We start from the raw sequence: 24200 nt of genomic DNA, 5'->3' as shown, positions 1-24200 counted from the left end.
TCATGCCGTAACGAGTGCTGTTTAAAGCAGGCCGCGTTTGGCCAGATTGCGCATCAGATGGGAGCAACCAAACGTCCATGGCGGACACACATCGGTGCGCTTCATCCGGTTGATGAGGGTCCCGAGGTGGGGCGCCGAGATGGTGACGATGTCGCCATCCTTGTGCGTAAAACCACCACCCACGGTATCCCGGTCTTTGACCGGTGCAAACATGCAGCCCAGAAAAAGCATGGCGCCGTCCGGGTACTGGTGGTGCGGGCCGATCATTTGCGCGACCAGATCCAGCGGATCGCGGCTGATCTGCGACAAGGATGAGAACCCATCGAGGATGAAACCATCGTCCCCGGTGACCTTCAGCGAGATGGTGGTCTGGCGCACATCGTCGAGCGAGAAGGTGGCATCAAAAAAGCGCAGGCAGGGGCCAATCGTCGCCGAGGCGTTGTTGTCCTTGGCCTTGCCCAGCAACAGTGCCGAGCGGCCTTCCACGTCGCGCAGGTTGACGTCATTGCCCAGCGTGGCGCCGACAATTTCGCCTCTGGAATTGACGGCCAGTACCACCTCGGGCTCAGGGTTGTTCCAGGACGAGGCGGGATGCAGGCCGGCGTCGGTGCCCGTGCCTACCGCCGCCATTGGCGGCGCCTTGGTGAAAATTTCGGCGTCCGGCCCGATACCGACTTCCAGGTATTGACTCCAGGCGCCCTGGGCGATCAATACTTCTTTGAGCGCCATCGCTTGTGGCGATCCGGGTTTCAATTTGGACAGGTCATCACCGACCAGGCCCACGATTTCCTTGCGAATTTCTGCCGCCGCTGCCGGGTTGCCGCGCGCCTTTTCTTCGATCACGCGTTCCAGCATGGAGACGGCGAAGGTGACGCCTGCGGCCTTGATGACTTGCAAGTCGACCGGCGCCAGCAGCCAGGGCTGCGACGGCTTGCGTGCATCAGGCGGGGTGTTGGCAAACAATTCGTCAAGTGCCGCAATCCGTTCGCCGCTTGCCTCTTTCAATGCCCTTGCCGGATCCGGTGTCTCGCACAGATCGCGCATCGTGGGGAAGGTGCGGGTGATGTCGATCACGTCATTGCCCCGCAGGGCCACGATGGACGGGCCATCGACATCCGGTCGCCAGACACGCGCCGCGAGCGCACCGGATGTGCCGTCATCTGGAAGACTGGCCTGGGCTGTGAGTTGCATCGGAATTACCTCGTCAGGAAAATTGAATTGAATGGATCGAGAAATCAGTGTGTGACGTAACCCATGGTTTGCGGCAACCACAGCACGATTTGCGGGAATATGGTCATGGCAAGCAGCAGCGCGAGCAGCATGATCAGGAAGGGCCAGCCTTCCTTCATCATTTCGCCAATCGGTATGCCGGTGAGCGCCTTGGTCACGAACAGCAGCATGCCGAATGGTGGGTGAATCAGCCCGATCATCATGTTGAGCACCACCAGCACGCCGAAATGCACCAGGTCCACGCCCAGCAGCTTGGCCGCCGGCAAGAGCATGGGCACGAACACCAGCAACAGCACCGACACGTCCAGAAAGCAGCCCAGCACCAGGAACATCACGTTGACCAGCAGCAAGAACTTGATCTGCGAGAGATGCATGTTGTCGACCCACAGCGCCATGGCCTGCGGCACGCCTTCGGCGGTGAAGGCGTAGTTCAGCATGAAAGAGCCGGCCAGAATCATGGTGATCACGGCGCTGCCGCGCGTCGATTCCATCACCACGCCCCAGAAGGTGCGCCAGGTCAGCGCGCGGTACACCACGCCCGCCAGAACCAAGGCGTGAAAGGCAGCCACGGCAGCGGCCTCGGTGGGCGTGAAAGCGCCTGAATAGATGCCGCCCAGCAGCACGATCGGCATCGACAAGGGCAGGGCGCCGCGGAACAGGATGGCAGGCCATTCCTTCAGTGGAATCTTGGCCTCGCGCGGCATATTGCGTTTGGTGGCGATGAAATGCACCACGACCATCATCAGGAAAGCCATCAGGAGACCGGGAAGCACGCCGCCGAGAAACAGGGCGCCGACCGAGGCGCCGGACACCAGGGCATAAATTACCATTGGAATGCTGGGCGGAATGATGGGGCCGAGCGTGGCGCTGGCCACCACCACGGCACCGGCAAAGCCGCGCGAGTATTCCGGCTTTTTGAGCATTTGCCGGATCGTGACCAGCCCCGGACCGGCGGCGTCGGCAATCGCGCTGCCGCTCATGCCGGAAAAAATCACGCTGACCAGAATGTCAACCTGGGCCAGACCCCCGCGCACGCGTCCGACCAGAATGCGGCAAAAATCAAAGATGCGCTCGCTGACGGTACCCGCGTTCATGATGTTGGCGGCAAACACAAACAGCGGCACCGCCAGCAACACATAGCTGTTGTACAGGCCATTGCCGACCTGCTCTGCCACGGTTCCCAAGTCCTGGCGCTTGACCAGCAGGTAGGCAATGCCCGAGGCCAGCATGCTGAAGCCGATCGGCATGCGCAGCGCCATGCCGGTGACCAATATGCAGACAAGAACGATTATTCCGAGAGTCATAAGAGATGCCTTTGGGCCGTAAAAATGGGCGCGTGAAAAACCGCGTTATTGAATGCGTAACTCCGCCTCAAGGCCGATGCCCCGGATGGCATTGCGGATGGCCCAGGCACTGCGTATGACCAGAGCGATCAGCAAAAAAACAAAGGGCAGAAAAACCCACATGAAGGAAATGCCGAGCACGGGTGAGCCCTCGCGTGCCATGAAATGCACGTAGTCCCAGCTCGCGGGCAGCGCCACCAGCGCCAGGCCGCCAATGAGCAGGTTACCCACGATTTGCATGACCTGGCGGGTACGGTAGCCCACGCTGTTCCATAGCAAATCGAAGACCACATGCTCCCGCTCCGGGACCACGGTTGCCGCAGCCCAGAGAATGGCCCAGATGTAAAGAATCACCGCCGCTTCATCGGTCCAGGGTAGCGGCTTGTTGAAGCCGAAACGCGCCGTGATCTGGATGATGAAGACGATGAACAGGGTCAGGAACAGGCCGCCGCCAATCGCATTGGCGGCTCCCTTGAGCCAGCGCGTCATGGTTATTTGGTTGCGTTGATGCGGTCCAGCAGACCCTTGGGCCAGACCTTGGCGTAGTCAGAGTTCTGGTAGGTCGCCTGCACCGATTTGCGGAAGGCTTCCACATCGGGCGTGGTGACCTGCAGGCCTTCTTTCTTGAAGAACTCGACCAGTTGGGACTCTTCCTTGATACGGTTTTCGTTGTTGTAGGCGGCAGCGGCCTGCGCGGCGGCGGTGACCTTCTGTTTCTGTGCGGCGGTCAAGGCGTTGAAGCTCTTGTTCGAAATGGCAATGAAGATGCCGTCCACCAGGTGGCTGGTCAAGACGATTTGCTTGGTCACTTCGTAGAACTTGGCAGCCCGCACGGACGGCAGCGGGTTGTCCTGGCCGTCAATCGTGCCGGTCTTGAGGCCCAGGTAGACCTCGCCGAAGGCCAGCGGCGTGGCGGTGGCGCCCAAGGCTTCGCCCAGGAACAGCCATTCTTTGGAGCCTGGCATGCGCAACTTCACGCCCTTGAGGTCAGCGGGGGTTTTGACGTTTCGGGTGTCGCGCAGATTGAGCTGACGGGTGCCCAGGTAAACAGTGGCCAGGGGCGTGACGTCCATCTTCTCGGAAACCGTCTTGAACAGCTCCGCGCCGATCGGGCCATTGAAGACCTTTTGCTGTTGCTCGGGATCGCGGATGACATAGCCGGCCGTGAAGACGGAAAACTCGGGCACCAGCTTGGCAATGTCGAAGGCCGAGATCGAAGAGAGTTCCAGGTTGCCGCGTGCCATCGCCGCCGGCTCGGTGCCCTGCTTGAAGAGCGAGGCGTTCAGGTTGATCTGCACGTCGAACTCGCCCGGCGCGCTTTTCTCAAGCGAGTCCTTGAACACGGTCCACATCTTGGCGTGCCAGTCATCGGGCACGGCCGGGGTGGAGATGCGAAGCACCGTCTTGCTCTGGGCCAGACCCGGCAGCGCAACAGCGCCCAGGGCGGCGGCAGCGCCCAGCAGAGTACGGCGGCGTAGGGAAGTTTTGCTTGTCATGATCATGTCTCCTGTTGTGATTAATATTAAATATCGTTAAGCAGTGCGCCTATCGCACGATACCCGTCGCGCACCGCTTGCACCTCGGTGTTTTCCAGCGGACTGAGCGGCGCGCGCATGTTGAGCCAGAAGTCGTCCCCGGTTTGCTCGGCCAGCACGGCCTTGTAGGCGCCTACGAAGGGCATGTTGGGGCGGATGCTCAACAGGCCGAGCAAAGACGCCATCAACTGTTCATCCGAGGCCGACACTTGGGTCGGTGCGTCGATCACGCGGCGCATCAGGCCGGGGGCCAGGTTGGCCAGGCCGTTGATGGAGCCTGAGCCGCCCACCTGCATGGCCGGCGCCACATGCGGTTCGGCGCCCACCAGAATGGAAAGGTTCGGAAACGCTTTGACCAGCGCCAGCGAATGTGCCAGGTCGCCGCCGCTGTCCTTGACGCCCATGACCTGCCCCGGATGGCGGTGCACCAGCTCCGCAATGGCTGAATGCGAGAAGCCGAAGGTGCTCATGAAGGGGAAGTGGTAGAGCAAGAGCTTGAGGCCATCATCGCCAATGCCACGTACCACCTGCGAAACCGCTTCGATGATGCCGGCATCACGCGGCTGGTTGAAGAAAAACGGCGGCATGAGCATCTGGCGGTGCACGCCCAGACGCGCGGCGTGGCGACCGAGTTCGATGGCGTCGCCCAGCGCCAAGGCGGTGGTGGTGACAATGATCTGACCGGCGCGGATGCCGCTGCCGATCATGGATTCGAGCAGGGCCTTGCGCTCTGCCACGGTAAAGGCGGGGCCTTCTCCGGTGGTGCCAAACAGGGTCACGCCATCACAGCCGGCCGCCAGCATGCGCTTGGCATGGGCTACGGCGCGAGCTGTGTCGAGCTCGCCGCCGGGGCTGACCGGCAGTAATAAAGCGGGCCAAAGGCCATGGATATCGGGATTCAAGTCGTTCTCCTGGTGGTTTGAGGGATGTTTGGGGTAAGGGTCGGGACAGGGCCTGGGTTGCCGGCCAGCGCCCATTCGCCGCGCACCTGCTCCAGCGGTGCGGTCATCACGCGACTGCAGGCACTGTTGATGTGTTCGTTCAGCAGCTCAAGCGCCTGTTGGGCATCACGTCGTCGCAGCGCGGCAATAAAGCGCAGGTGTTCCTGCATGGCGGGGATCAGGCGGGCCGGCGTGATCACGCTGTGCTCCAGCTTGATCAGGCGCACGCGCAGGCTGTTGACCCGGTAAATCTCGGACACGATTTCATTGCCCAGCGCATCCACCATGCGGTCATGCAGACCCCAGTCGATGGCCTGGGCGTCGTCCAGCAAAGTGGGGTCGTTTGTCAGGGCGCTGGCGCGCGCCAGAATGCTCTGGTGGCTGGCTTCAATCGTATCCAGTTCGGCATCGCTGGCGGTGTGCACAAAGTTCAGCACCGCCTCGCGCTCGATCATGGTGCGCACCTGAAAAGCGTTGCGGATGAGCTTGAGGTCCACGTGCGCAATCTGTAGGCCGCGCTTGGGCACGGTTTTGATCAGGCCGCCCGCTTCCAGGCGCGGAATCATTTCGCGCACGGCACCCAGTGGCATGTCCAGGAGCGTCATCAGCTCGCGCTGGGAGATGAACTGCCCGGGCCGGATGCCGCCGCTCAGGATCTGCTGGGTAAAGCCCTGGTAGGCGCGGGCGCGCTGGCTGGTCATGGCGATACCACGCCTTTTTTCAGCAGAATATTGCCGTAGATGCGGGTTTCGCCCGTGGCCACCACGGCAAAGGCCTGGGCGGCGCGTTCGTAAAACGCGAAGCGCTCCAGAGCCGCCGCCGTCTGGCAGCCGTGCTTTTGCAGCACTGCATTGAATTCAGCCACGACCTCGGGCACCGCAGCGCTGTCACCCACGACCTGCATGGTGAACGCGGCCTGTGGCACAAAAGTGTCCAGCGGCATCACGGACAACACGGCGTCGAGCACGTCCGGGACACGCAAACCGGGCAGGTGAACCAGGCGTCTGGCGTGGGTGGCTGCGGGAAAGTTGGCGTCGGCCAGCACGATCTCGTCGCCATGCCCCATGGAGGCGAGGACATGCAGCAAGTCCGGCGAGAGCAGCGGTGAAAGACCTTTGAGCATGAGGAGCGGTTGGGGTTAATCGGGGTATGTATCTATTGCCGAGCTGACATGTTAGCAATAGGATCAGTGTTTTCTTATTCTCGTAAACCCGCATACCAGCAGGTCGGACGCCGACAAAATCATGAAAATCGATACCCACCAGCACTACTGGCACTATGACCCGCCTGCATTTCCCTGGATCAGCGAACAGATGCCGGTGCTGCAGCAGGACCGCATGCCCGCTGATTGCCGGTCGTCGATGCAGGCCTGTGGCGTGGACGCGGTGATGGCGGTTCAGGCCCGTAGTCAGCAGGATGAAACCGACTTCCTGTTGGGGCTGACGGCGCAAGACTCGCGCATTGTGGGGGTGGTGGGCTGGGCGGATTTGGCGGGATCGGGGCTGGAGGCGCAGCTGGATCGCTGGGTCGGTCAGACGGCCTTGTGCGGCTTTCGCCATATCCTGCAGGACGAACCCGACATCACGACGCTGGTCGGCAGCGCCGCCTTCAATCGGGGCGTTGCCGTGCTGCAAAAACGCCAGCTGGTCTACGACGTGCTGGTGTTTGATCATCAGCTGCCGGCAGTGCTGGACTTCTGCAAGCGCCACGATGCCCATGGGTTGGTGCTGGACCACGTCGGCAAGCCGGCGGTACGGGACTGGTTCAGCTACGCGGAGGTACCCCGGCGTTGGGCTGCCGGCGTTCGCAAACTGGCCGCCATGCCGCATGTGATGTGCAAACTGTCCGGTCTGGTGACCGAAACCGATTGGCAGCAGACGGGCGTGCGGTCCATGGACGCACGCGTGATACATGCCTGCTTTGACCAGGCGCTGGAGGCCTTTGGTCCGCAGCGCCTGATGTTCGGCTCGGACTGGCCGGTGTGCGAGCTCGCTGCTCCCTATGAGGCTGTCCATCGCATGGCGCAAGCCTGGGCCGACTCGCGCCTCAGCGAGTCCGAGCAGCAGGCGTTCTGGGCTGGCAATGCCATGCGCTGCTATGGCTTGGCGCTGCCGATCACAACGATTTAACAAGGAAAAACAATGGATTTGCAGTTGAAAGACAAAGTGGTGATCGTCACGGGCGGCGCCAGCGGCATTGGTGCCGCGATTTCACTGACCCTGGCGCAGGAGGGCGCGATTCCCGTCATCTACGGGAAAAGCCCTTTGCCACAGGACTTCGCAGCGCAGTTGACGGCGCTGCAACCGCGTTACCAGTTTATTCAGTTGGAGCTTTCCGACGACGCGGCCTGCCGCGCGGCCGTTGAACAAACGCATGCCCGCTTTGGCCGGATTGACGGCCTGGTCAACAACGCCGGCATCAACGACAACATCGGGCTGGATGCCGGGCGCGACGCCTTTGTCGGCTCATTGGAGCGCAACCTGATTCACTATTACGTGATGGCGCATTACTGCGTGCCGCACCTCAAGGCCTCGCGCGGCTCGATCGTGAATATCTCGTCCAAGACGGCGCTCACCGGGCAGGGCAATACCAGCGGCTATTGCGCGTCCAAAGGGGCGCAGCTGTCGCTGACGCGCGAATGGGCCGCCGCCTTGCTGGACTTCGGGGTGCGCGTGAACGCCGTGATTCCGGCCGAGGTGATGACGCCTTTGTACGAACGCTGGATTGCCAGCTTCGAGCATCCGCAGGAAAAGCTGGCCAGCATCACCCGCAAAATCCCGCTCGGTCAGCGCATGACCACGGCCGAGGAAATTGCCCGCATGAGCGTGTTTTTGCTGTCCGAGGTGTCGGCCCACACCACCGGCCAATGGGTGTTCGTGGATGGCGGCTATACGCATCTGGATCGCGCCTTGTCTTGAACAGCCGCACAGCACCGGCTCGTGGGCAGGCGCAGGCGGCAGGGGGCGGGCGATAATAGGCGGCGCAGCCTGGCCGCCCATGGTGGCCGGGTCTTGAAATCCTTGTTTTACCCCTGCCCGAAGAAATACCTGACATGACCAAGTCCGCCATGAGTGTCGCCGACATTCGCAAAATCTTCCTCGACTTCTTTGCCTCCAAAGACCACACGGTGGTGGCCAGCAGCTCGCTCGTTCCCGGCAACGACCCGACGCTGATGTTCACCAATTCCGGCATGGTGCAGTTCAAGGATGTATTTTTGGGCACCGACAAGCGCTCGTACGTGCGCGCCGCCTCGGTACAGGCCTGCCTGCGCGCCGGCGGCAAGCACAACGATCTGGAAAACGTGGGCTACACGGCGCGCCACCACACTTTTTTCGAGATGCTGGGCAACTGGAGTTTTGGCGACTACTTCAAGCGCGACTCGCTCAAGTGGGGCTGGGAGCTGCTGACCCAGGTCTACGGACTGCCTGCTGAAAAACTGCTGGTCACGGTCTATATTGACGACCAGGAAGCCTATGACATCTGGATGAAGGAAATTGGCCTGCCACCCGAGCGCGTGATCCGCATCGGCGACAACAAGGGCAAAAAATACGCTTCCGACAATTTCTGGATGATGGCCGACACCGGCCCCTGCGGCCCGTGCTCCGAGATTTTTTACGACCACGGCGCCCACATCCCCGGCGGCCCCCCGGGCAGCCCGGATGAAGACGGCGACCGCTTTATCGAAATCTGGAACCACGTGTTCATGCAGTTCGACATGCAGCCGGATGGCAGCCTGGTCAAGCTGCCGGCACCCTGCGTCGATACCGGCATGGGCCTGGAGCGCCTGGCCGCCATCCTGCAGCATGTGCATAGCAACTACGAAATCGATATTTTTGACGCGCTGATCAAGGCCGCCGCCCGTGAAACCGGCTGCACCGATCTGGACAACAAGAGCCTGCGCGTAATTGCCGACCACATCCGCGCCACGGCGTTCCTGGTGAGCGATGGCGTGAATCCGTCCAACGAAGGGCGCGGCTACGTGCAGCGCCGCATCATCCGCCGCGCCATTCGCCACGGCTACAAGCTGGACAAAAAGACGCCGTTTTTCCACAAACTGGTGCCCGATCTGGTGGTCCTCATGGGCGAGGCTTACCCCAAGCTCAAGTCGGAAGAAAAACGCATCATCGAAGTGCTGAAGGCTGAAGAAGAGCGCTTCTTTGAGACGCTGGAAAACGGCATGCAGATTCTGGATGCGGCACTAAGTCATGAAGGAAAAGGTGGGGCTGGATTTGGGGATGGAAGCGGATTGGGTATGGGGGCAGGAAGTGGAGGTGGTCGTGGGGATGGCTCTGGTGGTGAGGACTTGCCCTTTATGTTGCCTGGCGAAATCGCCTTCAAGCTTCACGATACTTACGGATTCCCGCTGGATCTGACCAACGACGTGTGCCGCGAAAACGGTGTCGAGGTGGATGAAGCTGGTTTCCATGCCGCCATGGAGCAGCAAAAGGCTAAGGGCCGCGCCGCTGGAAAATTCAAGATGGACCGGGCGCTGGACTACAGCGGCGAAGCGAATGACTTCGTCGGCTACAGCAACCTGACGCAGACAAGCAAAGTTGTAGCGCTCTACGCAGACGGGACGCCGGCTACAGAGCTAAAAGCTGGTCAAACCGGGGTGGTGGTACTGGACACCACGCCGTTCTACAGCGAGAGCGGCGGCCAGGTCGGTGACGAGGGCGCGATCTTTTGCGACACGGCGCTGTTTGAAGTCGGCGACACCCAGAAAATCAAGGCCGATGTGTTCGGCCACCACGGCACGCTCAAAACCGGCGTGCTCAAGGTCGGCGACGCCGTGACGGCCCACGTTGACGCGGCGCTGCGGGCTGCCACCGAGCGCAACCACAGCGTGACCCATTTGATGCACAAAGCCCTGCGCGAGGTGCTGGGCGAGCACGTGCAGCAAAAGGGTTCGCTGGTGAACGCCGAGCGCACCCGCTTCGACTTTGCCCACAACGCCCCGGTGACCGACGCGCAAATCCGCGAGATCGAAGACCGCGTCAATGCGGAAATCCTGAGCAACGCCGCGACCCAGTCGCGCGTGATGGACATCGAATCCGCGCAGGCGACCGGCGCCATGATGCTGTTTGGCGAGAAGTACGGTGAGTCGGTGCGCGTGCTCGACATCGGCGCCAGCCGCGAGTTGTGCGGCGGCACCCACGTACAGCGCACCGGTGACATCGGCCTGTTCAAGGTAGTGGCGGAAAGCGGCGTGGCTTCCGGCGTGCGCCGCATCGAGGCCGTCACCGGCCAGAACGCGCTGGCCTATTTGCAGGACCTCGAAGACACCGTGACCCAGGTGGCCGACACCCTCAAGGCACCCGTGGTGGAAATCAGCGACCGCATCGCCAGCGTGCTCGACCACGTCAAGGCGCTGGAGAAGGAAGTCGCCGCGCTCAAGGGCAAACTGGCGTCCGCCCAGGGTGACGAGCTGGTGACGCAGGCGGTGGACGTGAACGGCGTCAAGGTGCTGGTGGCCATGCTCGATGGCGCCGACACCAAGACCTTGCGCGACACCATGGACAAGCTGAAAGACAAACTCAAGACCGCCGTGATCGTGCTGGCGGCGGTGGAGGGCGACAAGGTGCAGATCGCTGCCGGCGTCACCTCGAACAACGTGGGCAAGGTTAAAGCCGGTGAGCTGGTCAACTTCATTGCCGCCCAGGTCGGCGGCAAGGGCGGCGGCAAGCCCGACATGGCCATGGCCGGCGGTACCGAACCGGCCAAGCTGCCGGCCGCCCTGGCCAGCGTCATGGCCTGGGTTTCGGTCAAGCTTTGATTTGCTATTAATTAAATAGCTACTTGCGCTTATTTAACGGAGGCTGGAGCTCGATTTGGCTTATAAAACTGCTCAATGGGGCGCGGCCTTGTGCGTGGCCTGTGCGGCGCTGGCGCTGGGCCCCATGGCGCAAGCCCAGGGCTACGAAGTCCAGCCTTGGCACGCCCGCAAGCCGATTCCCGCCCTGGAAGCAAGCGACCTCAGCGGCAAGGTCTGGCGGCTGGCCGACCTGCGCGGCAAAGCGGTGCTGATCAACTTCTGGGCCAGCTGGTGCGAGCCGTGTCGCGCCGAGATGCCGGCGCTGCAACAGCTGGCGGATTTTTACGGGCCGGAGAAACTGGTGGTGTTGGCCGTCAACTTTAAGGAATCCAACGCGAAGATGACACAGTACGTCACCTCAACCGGCTTGAGTCTGCCGGTGCTGCCGGACCCGGCTGGCGACATCGCGCGACGCTGGGGCGTTAATGTGTTTCCCACCACCGTGCTGATCGCCGCCGATGGCCAACCGCGTCAAAGGATTCGCGGCGAGCTGGACTGGACCGGCCGCGAGGCCGAGGCGCTGCTCAAACCCCTGTTCAAGCGATAGCCCAGTCGCCCCAGCGGCGCCTCGACCCAGCGCTCAAACCCCACGGCCAGCCCCAGGCAGCTGGCCCAGCAGCCCAGCAAAAACAGCACAGCGGGCCAAGTGCCGCCCAGGCCCAGTCGCGCAAACAGCGCATTGCCGAGCATCAAGACTGAAAAGTGCACCAGAAAAAGGGCATACGAAGTCTTTCCCAGTAGCGCGACCACATTGGACAACGAGGCGGGCAGGCGCACCGGGGACGACGCCGCCGTGTTCTGGCACCACTGAAACAGTCCCAACAACAAGGCCACCGTCAGCGCCAGCGCGATACGTTCGCGAAAATCAAATACCAGCGCGAGCAGCCCGACACCCGCCAGCAAGACCAGCAGCCAGCCGGGGCGGCGTGCGTTGCCAGCCCAGAAGGCGGCTGCCCCCAGGCCGTAAGCGCCAAAAAAATACAGTGCCCAGTTGTCCCAGTCCGCGTCCCGGTTGAAAAAGAACAGCGAGGCCAGCATCAGGCCCAGCAGCAAGGTCTGCGGCCAGCACGGGCGGCGGCCTAGCCACAGCAGCAGGGCCATGAGGGCAAAAAGCTGGAAGTCGATCGCCACATACCAGACCCCGGCGGACAGCGAGTCGACGCCGAGCACGCCATGCAACAGCCCGGCGTGCGCCAGCGCCTGACCCCAAGCCGGTGCGCCGGGGATGAAGTCATCGCTGAGCCATTGCCGGGCCAGCGCCGCACTGGCGACGGCGAGGAGCAGGGCGACCAGCAGCGGCAGGATCAGGCGTTGGTAGCGCTGGAGGATGGCGCGCCAGGGCGTGCCCCCGCGAAACTCCCCGGCAGGCGCCAGGCTGCGCACGGCGAGGTAGCCGCCCAGCACCAGAAACACCTGCACCGCCATGCGTGCATAGTCGTAAAACCAGGTGCTCAGCGCGGGGGCGGCTCTACCCAAGGCGTCGGCCAGCGGCCCGTAAGTTGCAAAGTGGTGCAACACAATCAGTTGCGAGGCAAGCAGTTTGAGGGCATCAATGGGAGTCTGCCGACCCCGCAAGAGAGCGGTCATTGCGCCGGTAGCACCAGGTCGGCCGTGCCGGGGCGAACCCAGCGCGCGAATTCACGCGTGGTGTCGATGCAACCGCCGGCACCGGTGTAGACGCCGCGCGGTTCCCGGTAGCGCTCCATCACGGCCAGGATGCGCTGGCACTCTGCGGGGTTGTTCAGCGCGGCTTCAATCAGGGGCTCGATCCGGGCCTCATTGATGCGTTCGTCGTCGTTCTCGTCCCGATAGAGTCCGTGGCGCCAGTGGTAGATCTCCACGCATTTGCGGGTCAGGGTGTAAGGCTGCTCATATTTCCAGAAATTGGTGAACAGGCCGCCGCCCAGATACATGACCCATGAACCCTCAAAGCCCGAGGCATCGGCGGAGGGCTCATCGGGATTGCGAAACCAGGTGCGGTCACCCGGCACGAAATAACGCGGCGGCAGGGGCACATCCATCGAACCCTGTTCGCGCAGAAAGACGTCATGAAACTCGCCCGATGCGATGGGGCGCGTCGTCCACATCGCCTGCAATTGCTGCAGCAGGGCCGGGTTGCTTGTTTCCAGCTCTTGCGCGATGCCCAGCAACATCACGTACTCGGTGGCGCGGTAGCAGGAGAATGCATACAGGCTGCCCGAGACTTCCGGCTGGGTGGCTTTGGTCAGGGCCGTGATCAGCGACACCCCGGGCCGGATCGTGAAGCCGCGATCCTCGTCATAGGTCCAGCAGTCCAGGGGGCGATCAAGCGCACGGGTATGAAAGGCCAGCGATGTTTTGCGGGCGGCTTGCACGATGTTGCAACGGATGCGCACCGCCGATACCAGCTCATCCAGGCTGGGGAACTCGAAGGCCACCGGCCCCATGAGCAGGCTCACCACGATCTCGCGCGTCAGGTCAGCGGGCTGGTTCAGCGGGTCGAGGTGCAGCGTTTCGCAGAGTTGCAAAGTGTCGTGGTTGGGCGCCCAGGCCTGGGTCTGATGCTCGTTGAGCCACAGCCGTACAAAAGGTCCAAGGCCATCGGCCCCGGTTTCAGCCATCACATGGGGCGTCAAATCCAATGCGTCGAGCAGCCCCAGCACGGTGTGCCGAGCCCCGTTCGCGTCGTTTGTCTCATTGCCCCGAACCAGAATGCCGCGAGCCGCGGGATCGCCTTCATGCGCCGTAACGTTCATAGTGCTGTTTGTCTCCTGCCGATAGCGCTTGATGTTTCCGGGCAATATACCCCAAGAATTTTGTGGTCTTTTGCGCGTGCCGTGAGGCGCGTCAGCGCAGGCCATCTTCGGATGGCGTACCGGCGGCCTCAAGGCGATGGATTCGCCTCGATTGGCGCCTGCGCATGTTCCAGCAGGAAATTCTTCTGTTGGTCTGCCGTCAGCTGGTCGTTGCCGGCAGCTTCTTCCTTGAGTTCGACGCCGGACACTTGCCGCTGACGGGCCTGTGACAGCAGATAGTGCAGTTTGCCCACGGCCTCGTCAAAGCCCAGCCCGGCCGGGCGCACGTTGGAGATGCAGTTGCGGCTGGCATCCGTCAAGCCGACACGCGGCATCCAGGTCAGGTACAGGCCCATGCTGTCGGGTGAACTCAGGCCCGGCCGTTCGCCGATCAACACCAGCACCGCCTTGGCGCCGAGGCGTTCGGCCACCTCGTCGCCGACGGCCACGCGGCCTTGTTCAACGATGCAGATGGGTGCGATGGACCTGTTCTCCGCCGCGAGCCGGGCTTGCAGGGCGATCAGGAAGGGCGCGGCGTTTTGCTCGATGGCCAAGGCGGACAGGCCGTCCACCACCACGAAGGCCAGGTCGTAAGGGCGTGCCGACGGTGGTTCTCCTGTCGGGCGGGTCAGCGCATTCAAGGCCTCCCTTGAGGCAGCGTCGAGCCGGCGCCCCAGGTCGGGGCGCTGCAGGTAAGTGGTGCGGTCGGATGCGGCACTGTGCAGCGTGAGGCAGGGCGCGCTCTGCTCTTGCAGTGAAGTGGTCAAAGTGCTCGCCAATTGCGATACATCCAGCGCCAGATGAACCGCGTCGCGCGCCTTGGCATGCGCCAGCTGGAAGTCCAGATGCGCGGCCGTCGGCAAGCTCACGCCGGCGCGTCCGAGCGCGATGCGGGCGTCGGTGAACTGGCGTAGCGCGGCCCACGGGTTGGCGATGACGGGCGATTGAGGGGCGTTCATGGCAGGTGGGCGTTGACGTGCAAGCTAAGGCAGGCGCAGCAGGGCTTTCTGAAAAGCCGGCGGCAAGGCGGGGTGCAGCCGGAACTGCTCGTCGCGGCTGAAGATCTGCATTTTCTGCAGCCAGGTCTCGAACTCCGGCGCGGGCTTCAATCCCAACACCCGGCGCGCATACAGAGCGTCGTGAAAAGAGGTGGTCTGGTAATTGAGCATGATGTCGTCCGAGCCCGGAATGCCCATCACAAAGCTGCAGCCGGCCACGCCGAGCAGGGTCAGCAGCACGTCCATGTCGTTCTGGTCGGCCTCGGCGTGGTTGGTGTAGCAGACGTCGCAGCCCATCGGCAGGCCCAGCAGCTTGGCGCAGAAATGGTCCTCCAGCCCGGCGCGGATGATTTGTTTGCCGTCAAACAGGTATTCGGGGCCGATGAAGCCGACCACCGTATTGACCAGCAGTGGCTTGAAGCGCCGCGCCACCGCGTAGGCCCGCGCCTCGCAGGTTTGCTGGTCCAGCCCGTGGTGCGCATTGGCCGACAGCGCACTGCCTTGCCCGGTCTCGAAATACATCACGTTGTCGCCGACCGTGCCGCGATGCAAGGAGAGGGCCGCGCTGCGTGCCTCGCCCAGCAACGCCAGGCTGACGCCGAAGCTGCGGTTGGTGGCTTCGGTGCCGCCGACCGACTGGAACACCAGATCCACCGGCGCCCCCCGGTTGATGGCCTCCATCGTGTTGGTCACATGCGTCAGCACGCAGGACTGGGTCGGGATCTCGTACTGGCTGATGATGTCGTTCATCATCGTCACCAGCTTGATGACCTGGGCCACGTTGTCGGTAGCCGGGTTGATGCCAATCACCGCATCGCCGCTGCCATACAGCAAGCCGTCCAGCAGGCTGGCGGCGATGCCGGTGGCGTCATCGGTCGGGTGATTCGGCTGCAGCCGGGTGGACAGTCGGCCAGCAAGGCCGATGGTGTTGCGAAACTGCGTGACCACGCGGCATTTTTTGGCCACCAGGATCAGGTCCTGGTTGCGCATGATCTTGCTCACGGCGGCCGCCATTTCCGGCGTGATGCCGGGGGCCAGGGCGGCCAGCACGGCGCTGTCCACCTCGTCGCCGAGCAACCAGTTGCGAAAGTCGCCCACTGTCAGGTGGCTGACTGGCGCAAACGCGGCGGCGTCGTGGCTGTCGATGATCAGCCGCGTGATTTCGTCTTCTTCATACGGAATCAGGACTTCGTTCAGGAAGGTCGCCAGCGGCAACTCGGCCAGTGCCATCTGCGCCACGGCGCGTTCTTCTGCACTGCGCGCGGCCACACCCGCCAGCAAGTCGCCGGAGCGTTCCGGTGTGGCCTTGGCCATCAGCTCTTTCAGGTCGCGAAAGCCGTAAGTCTTGGGTCCGACGGTATGGGTGTACTGATGGCGTTGCACGATGCGTTCAGGTCAAATCCGGGACGATAGCAGCTATTGCCCTGCTTCGATGGTGACCGGTCAACAGAAAGTAGCCATAGCCCAAGGCCATGAACGCCACGAAGAGGCCAAAGACCAGGGGGTTGTAATAAATCATGGTCACCATGCACACGCAAGCGCCCAACAGCGCAAAGGCCGGAAAGTAGGGATAGAACGGTGCCCGGAACGGGCGCACCATGTTCGGCTCGGTGCGGCGCAACTGGAACAGGCTGAGCATGCTGATGATGTACATCAGGATGGCGCCAAACACCGACATGGTGACGATGTTGGCCGTCAGGGTCTGGCCGCCGATCTTGATCAGTTCATCGCTGTAAATGGCGGCGATACCGATCGCCCCCCCGGCCAGGATGGCGCGGTGCGGGGTCTTGAAGCGTGGATGCAGCTTGGCGAAATAAGAGGGCAGATAGGCTTCGCGCGACAAGGCAAAAATCTGGCGTGAATAGCCGAGGATGATGCCGTGAAAGGACGCCACCAGGCCGAACAGGCCGAGCCAGACCAGCATGTGCAGCCAGCCGCTGTTCTCGCCCACGATCAGTTTCATGGCTTGCGGCAGCGGGTCGTTGATGTTGGAGAGTTTGGTCCAGTCACCCGCGCCACCGGCGAACACCATCACGCCGATGGCCAGCACCACCAGCGTCAGGATGCCCGTGATGTAGGCGATGGGAATGGAGCGCTTCGGGTCTTTGGCCTCTTCGGCCGCCATGGCCACACCTTCGATGGCCAGGAAGAACCAGATGGCAAACGGGATCGCGGCAAACATGCCGGGAACCGAGGCCAGGCTGAAACTGTCCGCGCCCGACCAGCCGCCTTTGGTGAAGTTGACGAGCGAGAAGCCGGGCGCCACCACGCCCATGAACACCAGCAACTCAAAGATGGCCAGCAAGGTCACGGCCAGCTCAAACGTGGCCGCGATCTGCACGCCCACAATGTTGAGCGTCATGAACACGAGATACGCACCCAGGGCGGCCGTCTTGGGGTCCAGGGACGGGAATTGCACGTTCAGGTAGGCGCCAATGGCGAGCGAGATGGCGGGTGGCGCGAACACAAATTCAATCAAGGTCGCCGCGCCGGCCAGGTAGCCGCCCGTGGGGCCGAAAGCGCGCTTGCTGTAGGCGAACGGTCCGCCTGCATGCGGGATGGAGGTGGTCAGTTCGGTGAAGCTGAAAATGAAAGTGGCGTACATCGCCGCAATGAAGAGCGAGGTGACGGTGAAGCCCAACGTGCCGGCGGAGGCCCAGCCATAGCTCCAACCGAAATATTCGCCGGAGATCACCAGCCCGACGGCGATACCCCACAGTTGCAGGGTGCCGAGGACCGGCTTGAGCACATGTGTGCCGTGTGAATGCGTATTTGGATTCATCGGAGTTTTCCTTTTCTGTTCAACAACCCATTCAATGTAGTCAGCCTGGTTTTTTGGCGTTATCGAATTTCGGCAAACTTTTACCTTGCGTTTTTGAGTTGCATGCACGGCATGAGTTGTGCTTAATCGTGAGCCCGTCTGTCCAACCGGATGCCGGTTTTCGCCTGGAAGGAGGTGCCTCATGCCCTTTGCCTCAAATTCTCAGCCCAATGAGAGGGCGCCGGCCGCGCCACCCTTGGGCGGCCTGCACCAAATTCGAACCGTGGCGGCCCATGATGCCGACGACCATGCGCGCAACCTGACCGCGTGGGAGCAGAGCTACGACCAGATCACGCGTGGCCCGTTTCACGGCGTATTGACGGAGTTGCAATTGCCGCAGATGCAAGTGTTCCTGGAACACACCAGCCAGGCGGTGCGCCAGTCCTGCCGTGTCTGGCCCGATGCGTTCTGGTTTGGCGTACAGGGCAAGGTCGGAAAAACCTGCGTGCAGGGCGGGATGGATGCCCGCATCAACGGCCGCCTGGGCGACGCGGACACGATCATGGTGCGTCCGGGTAACTGCGGGTTTGAGTTGCTCACCCCGGCCGATTACGCGATCTACGGCATGGTGATACAGCGCGATGCCCTGGTAACCGCCGCCAGCCAGACGGGCTGCCGGATTGACTGGGATCAACTGGCCGGTGCGGAAGTGCTGCATGTGGCCGAGCCTGCCAGGCAGGCCTGCCTGCAGACGCTGGCCCACCTGATCTCACAAGACGAGGGGGAGGGTGGCCCGAAACCAGTGGCCAGCGTGGCGTATGCGCAGCAAACCGTCATGATGGCCCTGCTGTCCATGCTGGACACCAGCGAGGTGGACACGGCGGTCAGCAGCAGCTTCATGCGGCGCCAGCGCATCGTGGCGCAGGTGCGTGACCATGTGCTGGGACACAGCGATCAGGTCACCACCGTGCCCGACCTGTGCGAGCGCCTGTACGTCAGCCGCCGAACCCTGCAGTATTGTTTCGAGGACGTGCTGGGCATCAGCCCGATGCAGTACCTGCGCATCATCCGCCTCAACGGCGCGCGTCGCCATTTGCGTGAAAGTTCGTCTGCTTCGCGCACGGTTCAGGATGTGGCGGCCGACTGGGGTTTCTGGCATTTCAGCCAGTTCTCCAGCGATTACCGCAAGCTTTTTGGACAGAGTCCGTCTGAATCCTTGCGCCAGCGCACGCATTGATACGCTGGGGCCCGCAGCGATAATTGACCCGCCGAACCGGGCTTGCCCGCGTTCGCCAGAGCCAGTTCGGGGTATCTTGACCTACGCCGATGGCGCCCGTTTTCACCACTTTTCCGGAGTTCTCTTCATGACCACCGTCCACGTCCACGCCCTCGCTCGTCGCCAATTTATAAGAAATACGGCTGTAGCCGGCGTATCTTCTGCGCTACCCGCTATCAATTTTGCGCAGGGTACGGCGCCGACCGAACGCCAGTTCACGCCTCAACCGGGCAACTGGCGCACCTTCGAGGTCACCACGCGGGTGGACATTGTTAAACCGCAGGGCGTCACCCGCGTCTGGCTGCCCATTCCGTCGGTCAACACCGACTGGCAAAAATCCCTGGAAAGCAGCTTCTCCAGCAACGGCAAGACCGAGCTGACCGACGACAACCAGTATGGCGCGCGCATGCTTTACGTCGAGTTTGCCGAGAGCGAGGCCAAGCCCTTTGTCGAGCTGACCAGCCGCGTCCAGACCCAGAACCGGGCGGTGGACTGGACTGCCGGGCACAACATTTCCGAGGACGCGGCCACGCTCAAGTACTGGACCCAGCCCACCAGCCTGCTGCCCACCGACGGCATCGTGCGCAAGACCGCCACGGACGCCATTCGCGGCGCCAGCACCGATGTGGAAAAAGCGCAAAAAATCTACGACTGGATCGTGGCCAATACCTACCGCGAGCCCAAAGTGCGCGGTTGCGGCGAAGGCGATATCAAGACCATGCTGGAGACTGGCAACCTGGGCGGCAAGTGTGCTGACTTGAACGCCTTGTTTGTCGGCATGTGCCGCTCAGTCGGCTTGCCTGCCCGCGATGTGTACGGCCTGCGCGTGGCCCCGAGTGCTTTTGGCTACCGGGAATTGAGTGGCAACCCGGTCAGTCTCAAGGGCGCGCAGCACTGCCGCGCCGAGGTCTTCCTCAAGGGCCAGGGCTGGGTGGCCATGGACCCCGCCGACGTGGCCAAGGTCATGCGCCTGGAAACGCCGGAGTGGATCAAGACCACGAAAAACGCCGTCGTGGCGCCGGTCAACAAGGCCTTGTTTGGGGGCTGGGAAGGCAACTGGATGGCCTACAACAATGCGCACGACGTGAACCTGCCGCATGCCAAAGGCCCCAAACTGGGCTTCTTCATGTACCCCACGGCCGAAAACGACGCCGGCCGGCTCGACTCCTATGCGCCGGACGACTTCAAGTACCAGATCAGCGCCAAAGAAATCAAGGCATAACGAGCCGGGGTGTCCGTTGTCAGGGTAATCGCGGCGTTTGTCCCTTACAGTGTGAGTTACATTTCAGAACAATTTCAGTAATCCCAAAGCCGTTGAACCCGTGGGGTGGCGCCGCATTCATCCGATCCTGGAGCAAGTATCAAATCATTTGATGGCAAGTCATGCCAACTGACACCTATTGCCCTGCTGGTCATAGCGCTGCATGCCAGCGGCGCTCACGCAGAGGATGCCGCCACGCCGATGCTTTCATTCGCCGGGTTTGGCACATTGGGTGCAGTCCATTCGAGCGAGAACAAGGCTGACTTCGGAGCCACTGTTTTGGCTCCCACCGGCGCTGGCTACAGTCACACCTGGAGTGCCGATGTGGACAGCCGGATAGGGGCGCAGGTCACTGCCAATTTCACCCGGCAGATGTCTGCCGTGGTGCAAGTCGTTTCGGAGCAGCGATACGACAACTCATACACGCCAACCATCGAGTGGGCGAATGTCAAATATCAGTTCACGCCAGATTTCAGTGTCCGTGTCGGTCGGATCGTGCTGCCGGTCTTCCTGGTTTCCGACTATCGAAAGCTGAGCTACGCGAATCCATGGGTACGTCCGCCGGTCGAGTTGTATAGCCTGATTCCGGTCAGCAACAATGACGGCGTCGATGCCAGCTACCGGGTACAGATTGGTGAATTCACGAATACCGTGCAGGGCTCTTACGGTAACAGTGAAACCAGACTCCCGGCTGGCGGCGGCGTGGCGACAGCGAAGGACACCTGGGGCGTATCCTACACTGGCGAATACGGCGCCGCGACCGTGCACGCCACATACCACCAGACCCATTTGACTGTGGATGCCTACAAGCCGCTGTTTGATGGATTCAGGCAGTTTGGCGCCGAGGGAGTCGCTCTGGCGGACAAATACGGAGCCAGCAACAAGCCCTTTACCTTCATCGGGATAGGCGCAAGGTACGATCCGGGCAGCTGGTTTGTGATGGGTGAATGGGGCTTGACCGAGGGCGATTCTGTGCTGGGCAAGAGGGCCGCCTGGTATGCCAGCGGCGGATACCGATTGGGGCAGTTCACGCCTTATTTCACTTACGCCCAAGCCAAGGCGCAGAGCAACACATCCGATCCCGGTTTGACGGTATCGGCCTTGCCCGCATTTCTGGCGGGACCTGCCACCGGGCTCAACGCGGGCCTTAACGCTCTCTTGGAAACGGCGCCTGTTCAGACCACCCTTTCCGTCGGTACGCGTTGGGATTTCGCGAGAAATAGCGCTCTCAAGGTGCAGTTCGATCACACCCGTATCGGCGCCGGCTCACCGGGTACCTTGATCAACCGCCAGCCGGATTTTCAAGCGGGCGGTAAGGTCAATGTGTTCAGCGCCGCCCTTGATTTCGTATTCTGATGAGAGCCATACCCTTTATGAGCCCCATCGGATTAACCCTTATCGGACTGACCTTGGGTCTGTGCGCCAGTGCGACCGCTGCCGATGTTGTGGCGGTGGTTTCAGCGAACGGTCCGGTGGCCACGCTGAGCAAAAACCAGGTCGTGGATATTTTTCTGGGCAAGGCGAGCCGCTTCCCCGATGGGCGCCTGGCCGTGCCGATCGACCAGGCTGAAGGATCGGCTGCGCGCGACGAGTTCTATACCACGTTCGCCGGCAAGTCCCCCGCGCAGCTCAAGGCGCACTGGTCGAAGATCATATTCACCGGCCGGGGCCAGCCCCCGATCGCCGTGCCGAACAGTATCGATGTGAAGAAACACGTCGCCGAGACCCCCAATACCATTGGCTATATCGAAAGGAATCTGGTGGATGGCAGCGTGAAGGTCTTGCCAATCCAATAGTCGTCAATCCAGTTCGGCGGCGCCCGCCGCTCGCGTCATGAGGGCAAGATGGGTGCGCCGTCCGCAACCCCCGACTGTTTCCGCAGCAACTCGGTAATTTGATCCGCCGGCACGGGCTCGTTGAGATAAAAGCCCTGGAATTCGTCGCAGGCGTTCTGGCGCAAATACTCGGCTTGCTCCCTCGTTTCCACGCCCTGGGCCACGACGGTCAGGCTCAGCGTCCGCCCCATTGCGATGATCGCCTCGGTCAGATTTTTGTCTTCGGTAACGCTGGCAACATCGCACATGAAGGAGCGATCAATCTTGATGGTGTCGAGCGGGAATTGCTTGAGCGCGGCAAGTGATGAATAGCCGGTGCCAAAGTCGTCGATGGCTATCCGGATTCCCATGCTCTTGAGTCCGCTCAATATCCGCAGAGTCTTTTCGACCTCGTGCATCAGCAGGCTCTCGGTGATTTCCAGCTCCAGCAGATGCGCTTGCATACCGGTGTCCGCGAGTATCACCGCCAGATCCCGCAGCAGGTTTTCATCGAGAAACTGACGCGCCGTCAGATTGACGGCCATGCTCATAGGGGGCAGACCCTGATTCTGCCAGACCATGTTTTGCAGACAGGCGGTCCTGAGCACCCACTTGCCGATGGGCACGATCAAACCGGTTTCCTCGGCGACCGGGATGAATTGCATGGGCGCCACCGTACCCAGGTCGGGATGCCGCCAACGCAGCAACGCTTCCATGCCCGTGATCCGGCCGCTGCGGATATCCCGCTTGACTTGGTAGTGAAGCTGAAACTCGTCTCTCTCCAGGGCGTGGCGCAAGCCCGACTCCAGGGTAAGCCGTTCGAGCGAGTTGACGTTCAGTCTCTCGGAATAGAACTGAAAATTGTTTTTACCTTCCGCTTTCGCCTGGTACATCGCAACATCGGCATTTTTTGTCAGTGTCTGCTCGTCCAGTCCGTCTTGCGGGTAGGTGCTGATCCCGATACTTGCCGTGACGCGAAATTCCTCACCGCGCAGGCCAAATGGTCGGGCGATAGCGGAAAGGATATTCTGGGCCACGGTCGCTGCGTACTTTTCCTCGTCCAGTTCCGGCAGCAAGACAATGAATTCGTCGCCGCCCAGCCGGGCGACGGTGTCGCTATCGCGCAGACAGGCCTTGAGTCTGGTCGCGACTTCCTGCAACAGTTGGTCGCCGGCGTCGTGGCCGAGGGTGTCGTTGATTTGTTTGAAGCGGTCAAGATCGAGAAACAGCACTGCCAGTTGCCGCTTGTAGCGATGCGCCTGGTTAATGCTCTGGCCCAAGAGCTTGCTGAACAGGCTGCGATTGGGCAAGGTCGTGAGGCCATCGTGATAGGCAAGATATTCGACACGCTCGGCATGTGCGACCTGCTCCTCGACCGCGCGTCGACGGCTTAGCGCCAGTTGCTGACTCATGCGGGCCAGTAGCGCGAGAATCAGGACCACCAGGCCGCTGCCTGCGGCTGCCCGCCACAGGTAGGCATGCCTGTTTTGCCGCGTGGCGGCAAGCTGTTCATCTTCCGACAATCCGACAATCACCGTCAGGGGAAAATCATAGAGTGGGCGCGCGCTGGTGTAGCGCCGCACACCGTCCCAGGTGTTGATGGAGGGCGTGACTTTGCTGTCTTCGGCATCCCCGGCAGGCACCGCCGTTGCGTAATTGACGGTATCGCCGGCAGATACCGTCTCTCCGCTGCGCCTGACGCGGAATACGCCATCGGCGCCGAGGATACCCAGCACGCCATGCTCGCCCAGTTTGGCGGGCTCATAACCGCTGACGAAATAAGCGGCGTCGACAGCGATCACGACGATGCCGGCAAATTTTCCATCGGGCCCATTCAGCCTGCGGCTGAACTGAAGTTGCCATTCCGCTGAAGCCGGATCTTTCCAGGGACGACCGACCCAGATGGTATCGGCCCGACGTTGCACGGCGAAATATTCCTGATCGGCAACATTGCGAATCTGAGGTGGTCGGGTGCTCTCCACAACATTTCCCAGGTCGTCGGCAATGCTGACCGCGAACAACAAGTCGGGCGGCAGCAAGGCCTTTGCCTTGAGTTCGCGCAGGACGGCGTGCTTTCTGGGGGATTCATATTCATACTTGACGAGCTTCAAGGCCTGATCGATTTCGCGCAACGCGCGTACGACCTGTGCTTCATACGTCTCGACCAGTTCGCGGCTCGACGACGCCGCAGCGTGCCGGGCAGCGTCGTGTTCGACTTCGATGAGGGCCAGGGTCGTCCACCAGAACACCGCCAACACGAAAACCGCGATTGCCGGAAACAGAATGTGATATTCGGTTGTATGACTCAACCAGCGCTTCAGTGTGCTGGCATCGGGAGCCCAAGTTCCTTTCACGGTGGCGTGCTTGGCGGGCGAGTCATCTGGAATCAATGGCGTCATTATTCTTCGTTACCCGGTGGGAGATAGGCCCAATAAGTATTGAGCCCCCGTCATCT

General features: G+C 61.8%; 21 protein-coding genes. 8 read left to right on the top strand and 13 right to left on the bottom strand.

From position 1 onward, the window contains the following. Positions 1–21: 21 nt before the first annotated feature. Genes C5P05_RS22470 through C5P05_RS22440 form a run of 7 tightly spaced genes read right to left on the bottom strand, consistent with a single transcriptional unit; the run spans position 22 to position 6172 of the window. A complete protein-coding gene (locus C5P05_RS22470) occupies positions 22–1191 on the bottom strand; it encodes a fumarylacetoacetate hydrolase family protein (RefSeq protein WP_114972074.1) in 1170 nt (389 codons plus the stop codon). A 44-nt stretch (positions 1192–1235) separates the two neighbouring features. Further along, the gene (locus C5P05_RS22465; protein WP_114972073.1) at positions 1236–2534 is read right to left on the bottom strand and encodes a TRAP transporter large permease; all 1299 of its coding nucleotides are present in this window, start codon (positions 2532–2534) and stop codon (positions 1236–1238) included. Positions 2535–2579: 45 nt separating this feature from the next. Next, positions 2580–3062, bottom strand: a complete 483-nt coding sequence (locus tag C5P05_RS22460; RefSeq protein ID WP_114972072.1) for a TRAP transporter small permease — start codon at positions 3060–3062, stop codon at positions 2580–2582. A gap of 2 nt (positions 3063–3064) precedes the next feature. Next, positions 3065–4069 carry a sialic acid TRAP transporter substrate-binding protein SiaP gene (locus C5P05_RS22455; RefSeq protein WP_114972099.1) on the bottom strand — a complete coding sequence of 335 codons (1005 nt, stop codon included), beginning with the start codon at positions 4067–4069 and terminating at the stop codon, positions 3065–3067. A gap of 26 nt (positions 4070–4095) precedes the next feature. Then, positions 4096–5010, bottom strand: coding sequence for a dihydrodipicolinate synthase family protein (locus C5P05_RS22450; protein ID WP_157979429.1), 915 nt, complete (start codon positions 5008–5010; stop codon positions 4096–4098). Next, entirely contained in the window at positions 5007–5750 is a 744-nt protein-coding gene (locus tag C5P05_RS22445) for a GntR family transcriptional regulator (protein ID WP_114972070.1), read from the bottom strand. Before C5P05_RS22445 ends, C5P05_RS22450 begins: the two co-directional genes overlap by 4 nt. Beyond that, complete coding sequence (locus C5P05_RS22440) at positions 5747–6172, bottom strand: RbsD/FucU family protein (RefSeq protein ID WP_114972069.1); 426 nt, start codon at positions 6170–6172, stop codon at positions 5747–5749. Before C5P05_RS22440 ends, C5P05_RS22445 begins: the two co-directional genes overlap by 4 nt. Before the next feature lie 121 nt (positions 6173–6293). Between C5P05_RS22440 and C5P05_RS22435 the strand changes: the two genes are divergently transcribed. From C5P05_RS22435 to C5P05_RS22420, 4 genes are all read left to right on the top strand, one after another. After that, positions 6294–7178: an amidohydrolase family protein gene (locus C5P05_RS22435; protein WP_114972068.1), complete on the top strand. Its 885-nt coding sequence runs from the start codon at positions 6294–6296 to the stop codon at positions 7176–7178. A 12-nt stretch (positions 7179–7190) separates the two neighbouring features. Continuing rightward, the gene (locus tag C5P05_RS22430) at positions 7191–7967 is read left to right on the top strand and encodes an SDR family oxidoreductase (protein WP_114972067.1); all 777 of its coding nucleotides are present in this window, start codon (positions 7191–7193) and stop codon (positions 7965–7967) included. Between the two features lie 134 nt (positions 7968–8101). Further along, positions 8102–10822 carry an alanine--tRNA ligase gene (gene alaS, locus C5P05_RS22425; RefSeq protein WP_114972066.1) on the top strand — a complete coding sequence of 907 codons (2721 nt, stop codon included), beginning with the start codon at positions 8102–8104 and terminating at the stop codon, positions 10820–10822. Between the two features lie 55 nt (positions 10823–10877). Next, positions 10878–11408: a TlpA family protein disulfide reductase gene (locus C5P05_RS22420; RefSeq protein ID WP_232834623.1), complete on the top strand. Its 531-nt coding sequence runs from the start codon at positions 10878–10880 to the stop codon at positions 11406–11408. On the opposite strand, the gene C5P05_RS22415 is transcribed toward C5P05_RS22420, so the two are convergent. From C5P05_RS22415 to eat, 5 genes are all read right to left on the bottom strand, one after another. Further along, positions 11333–12448 (bottom strand): acyltransferase family protein, encoded by a 1116-nt coding sequence (locus tag C5P05_RS22415; protein ID WP_114972065.1) that lies wholly within the window; start codon positions 12446–12448, stop codon positions 11333–11335. The genes C5P05_RS22420 and C5P05_RS22415 overlap by 76 nt on opposite strands. Further along, entirely contained in the window at positions 12445–13596 is a 1152-nt protein-coding gene (locus C5P05_RS22410) for a hypothetical protein (RefSeq protein ID WP_232834622.1), read from the bottom strand. Before C5P05_RS22410 ends, C5P05_RS22415 begins: the two co-directional genes overlap by 4 nt. A gap of 128 nt (positions 13597–13724) precedes the next feature. Further along, positions 13725–14594 (bottom strand): ethanolamine ammonia-lyase subunit EutC, encoded by an 870-nt coding sequence (gene eutC / locus C5P05_RS22405; protein WP_114972063.1) that lies wholly within the window; start codon positions 14592–14594, stop codon positions 13725–13727. Positions 14595–14618: 24 nt separating this feature from the next. Continuing rightward, positions 14619–16016, bottom strand: a complete 1398-nt coding sequence (locus C5P05_RS22400; protein WP_114972062.1) for an ethanolamine ammonia-lyase subunit EutB — start codon at positions 16014–16016, stop codon at positions 14619–14621. A gap of 7 nt (positions 16017–16023) precedes the next feature. Next, positions 16024–17415: an ethanolamine permease gene (gene eat, locus C5P05_RS22395; protein WP_114972061.1), complete on the bottom strand. Its 1392-nt coding sequence runs from the start codon at positions 17413–17415 to the stop codon at positions 16024–16026. Positions 17416–17596: 181 nt separating this feature from the next. Between eat and C5P05_RS22390 the strand changes: the two genes are divergently transcribed. The 4 genes from C5P05_RS22390 (at position 17597) to C5P05_RS22375 (ending at position 21727) form a co-directional block, all read left to right on the top strand. After that, the gene (locus C5P05_RS22390; protein ID WP_114972060.1) at positions 17597–18631 is read left to right on the top strand and encodes a helix-turn-helix domain-containing protein; all 1035 of its coding nucleotides are present in this window, start codon (positions 17597–17599) and stop codon (positions 18629–18631) included. A gap of 127 nt (positions 18632–18758) precedes the next feature. Further along, positions 18759–19892 (top strand): transglutaminase-like domain-containing protein, encoded by a 1134-nt coding sequence (locus tag C5P05_RS22385; protein ID WP_114972059.1) that lies wholly within the window; start codon positions 18759–18761, stop codon positions 19890–19892. Between the two features lie 105 nt (positions 19893–19997). After that, positions 19998–21287 (top strand): hypothetical protein, encoded by a 1290-nt coding sequence (locus C5P05_RS22380; RefSeq protein WP_198674828.1) that lies wholly within the window; start codon positions 19998–20000, stop codon positions 21285–21287. A 17-nt stretch (positions 21288–21304) separates the two neighbouring features. Continuing rightward, positions 21305–21727: a phosphate ABC transporter substrate-binding protein gene (locus tag C5P05_RS22375; protein WP_198674827.1), complete on the top strand. Its 423-nt coding sequence runs from the start codon at positions 21305–21307 to the stop codon at positions 21725–21727. Between the two features lie 35 nt (positions 21728–21762). Here the strand turns inward: C5P05_RS22375 and C5P05_RS22370 are convergent, their stop codons facing one another. Then, positions 21763–24144 (bottom strand): putative bifunctional diguanylate cyclase/phosphodiesterase, encoded by a 2382-nt coding sequence (locus C5P05_RS22370; RefSeq protein ID WP_114972058.1) that lies wholly within the window; start codon positions 24142–24144, stop codon positions 21763–21765. Positions 24145–24200 lie beyond the last annotated feature (56 nt).

The sequence above is a fragment of the Rhodoferax ferrireducens genome (assembly GCF_003347515.1).
GTDB lineage: Bacteria > Pseudomonadota > Gammaproteobacteria > Burkholderiales > Burkholderiaceae_C > Rhodoferax.
The sequence above is the reverse complement of the archived record's forward strand: the minus strand, read 5'-3'. Positions and strand labels throughout refer to the sequence as shown.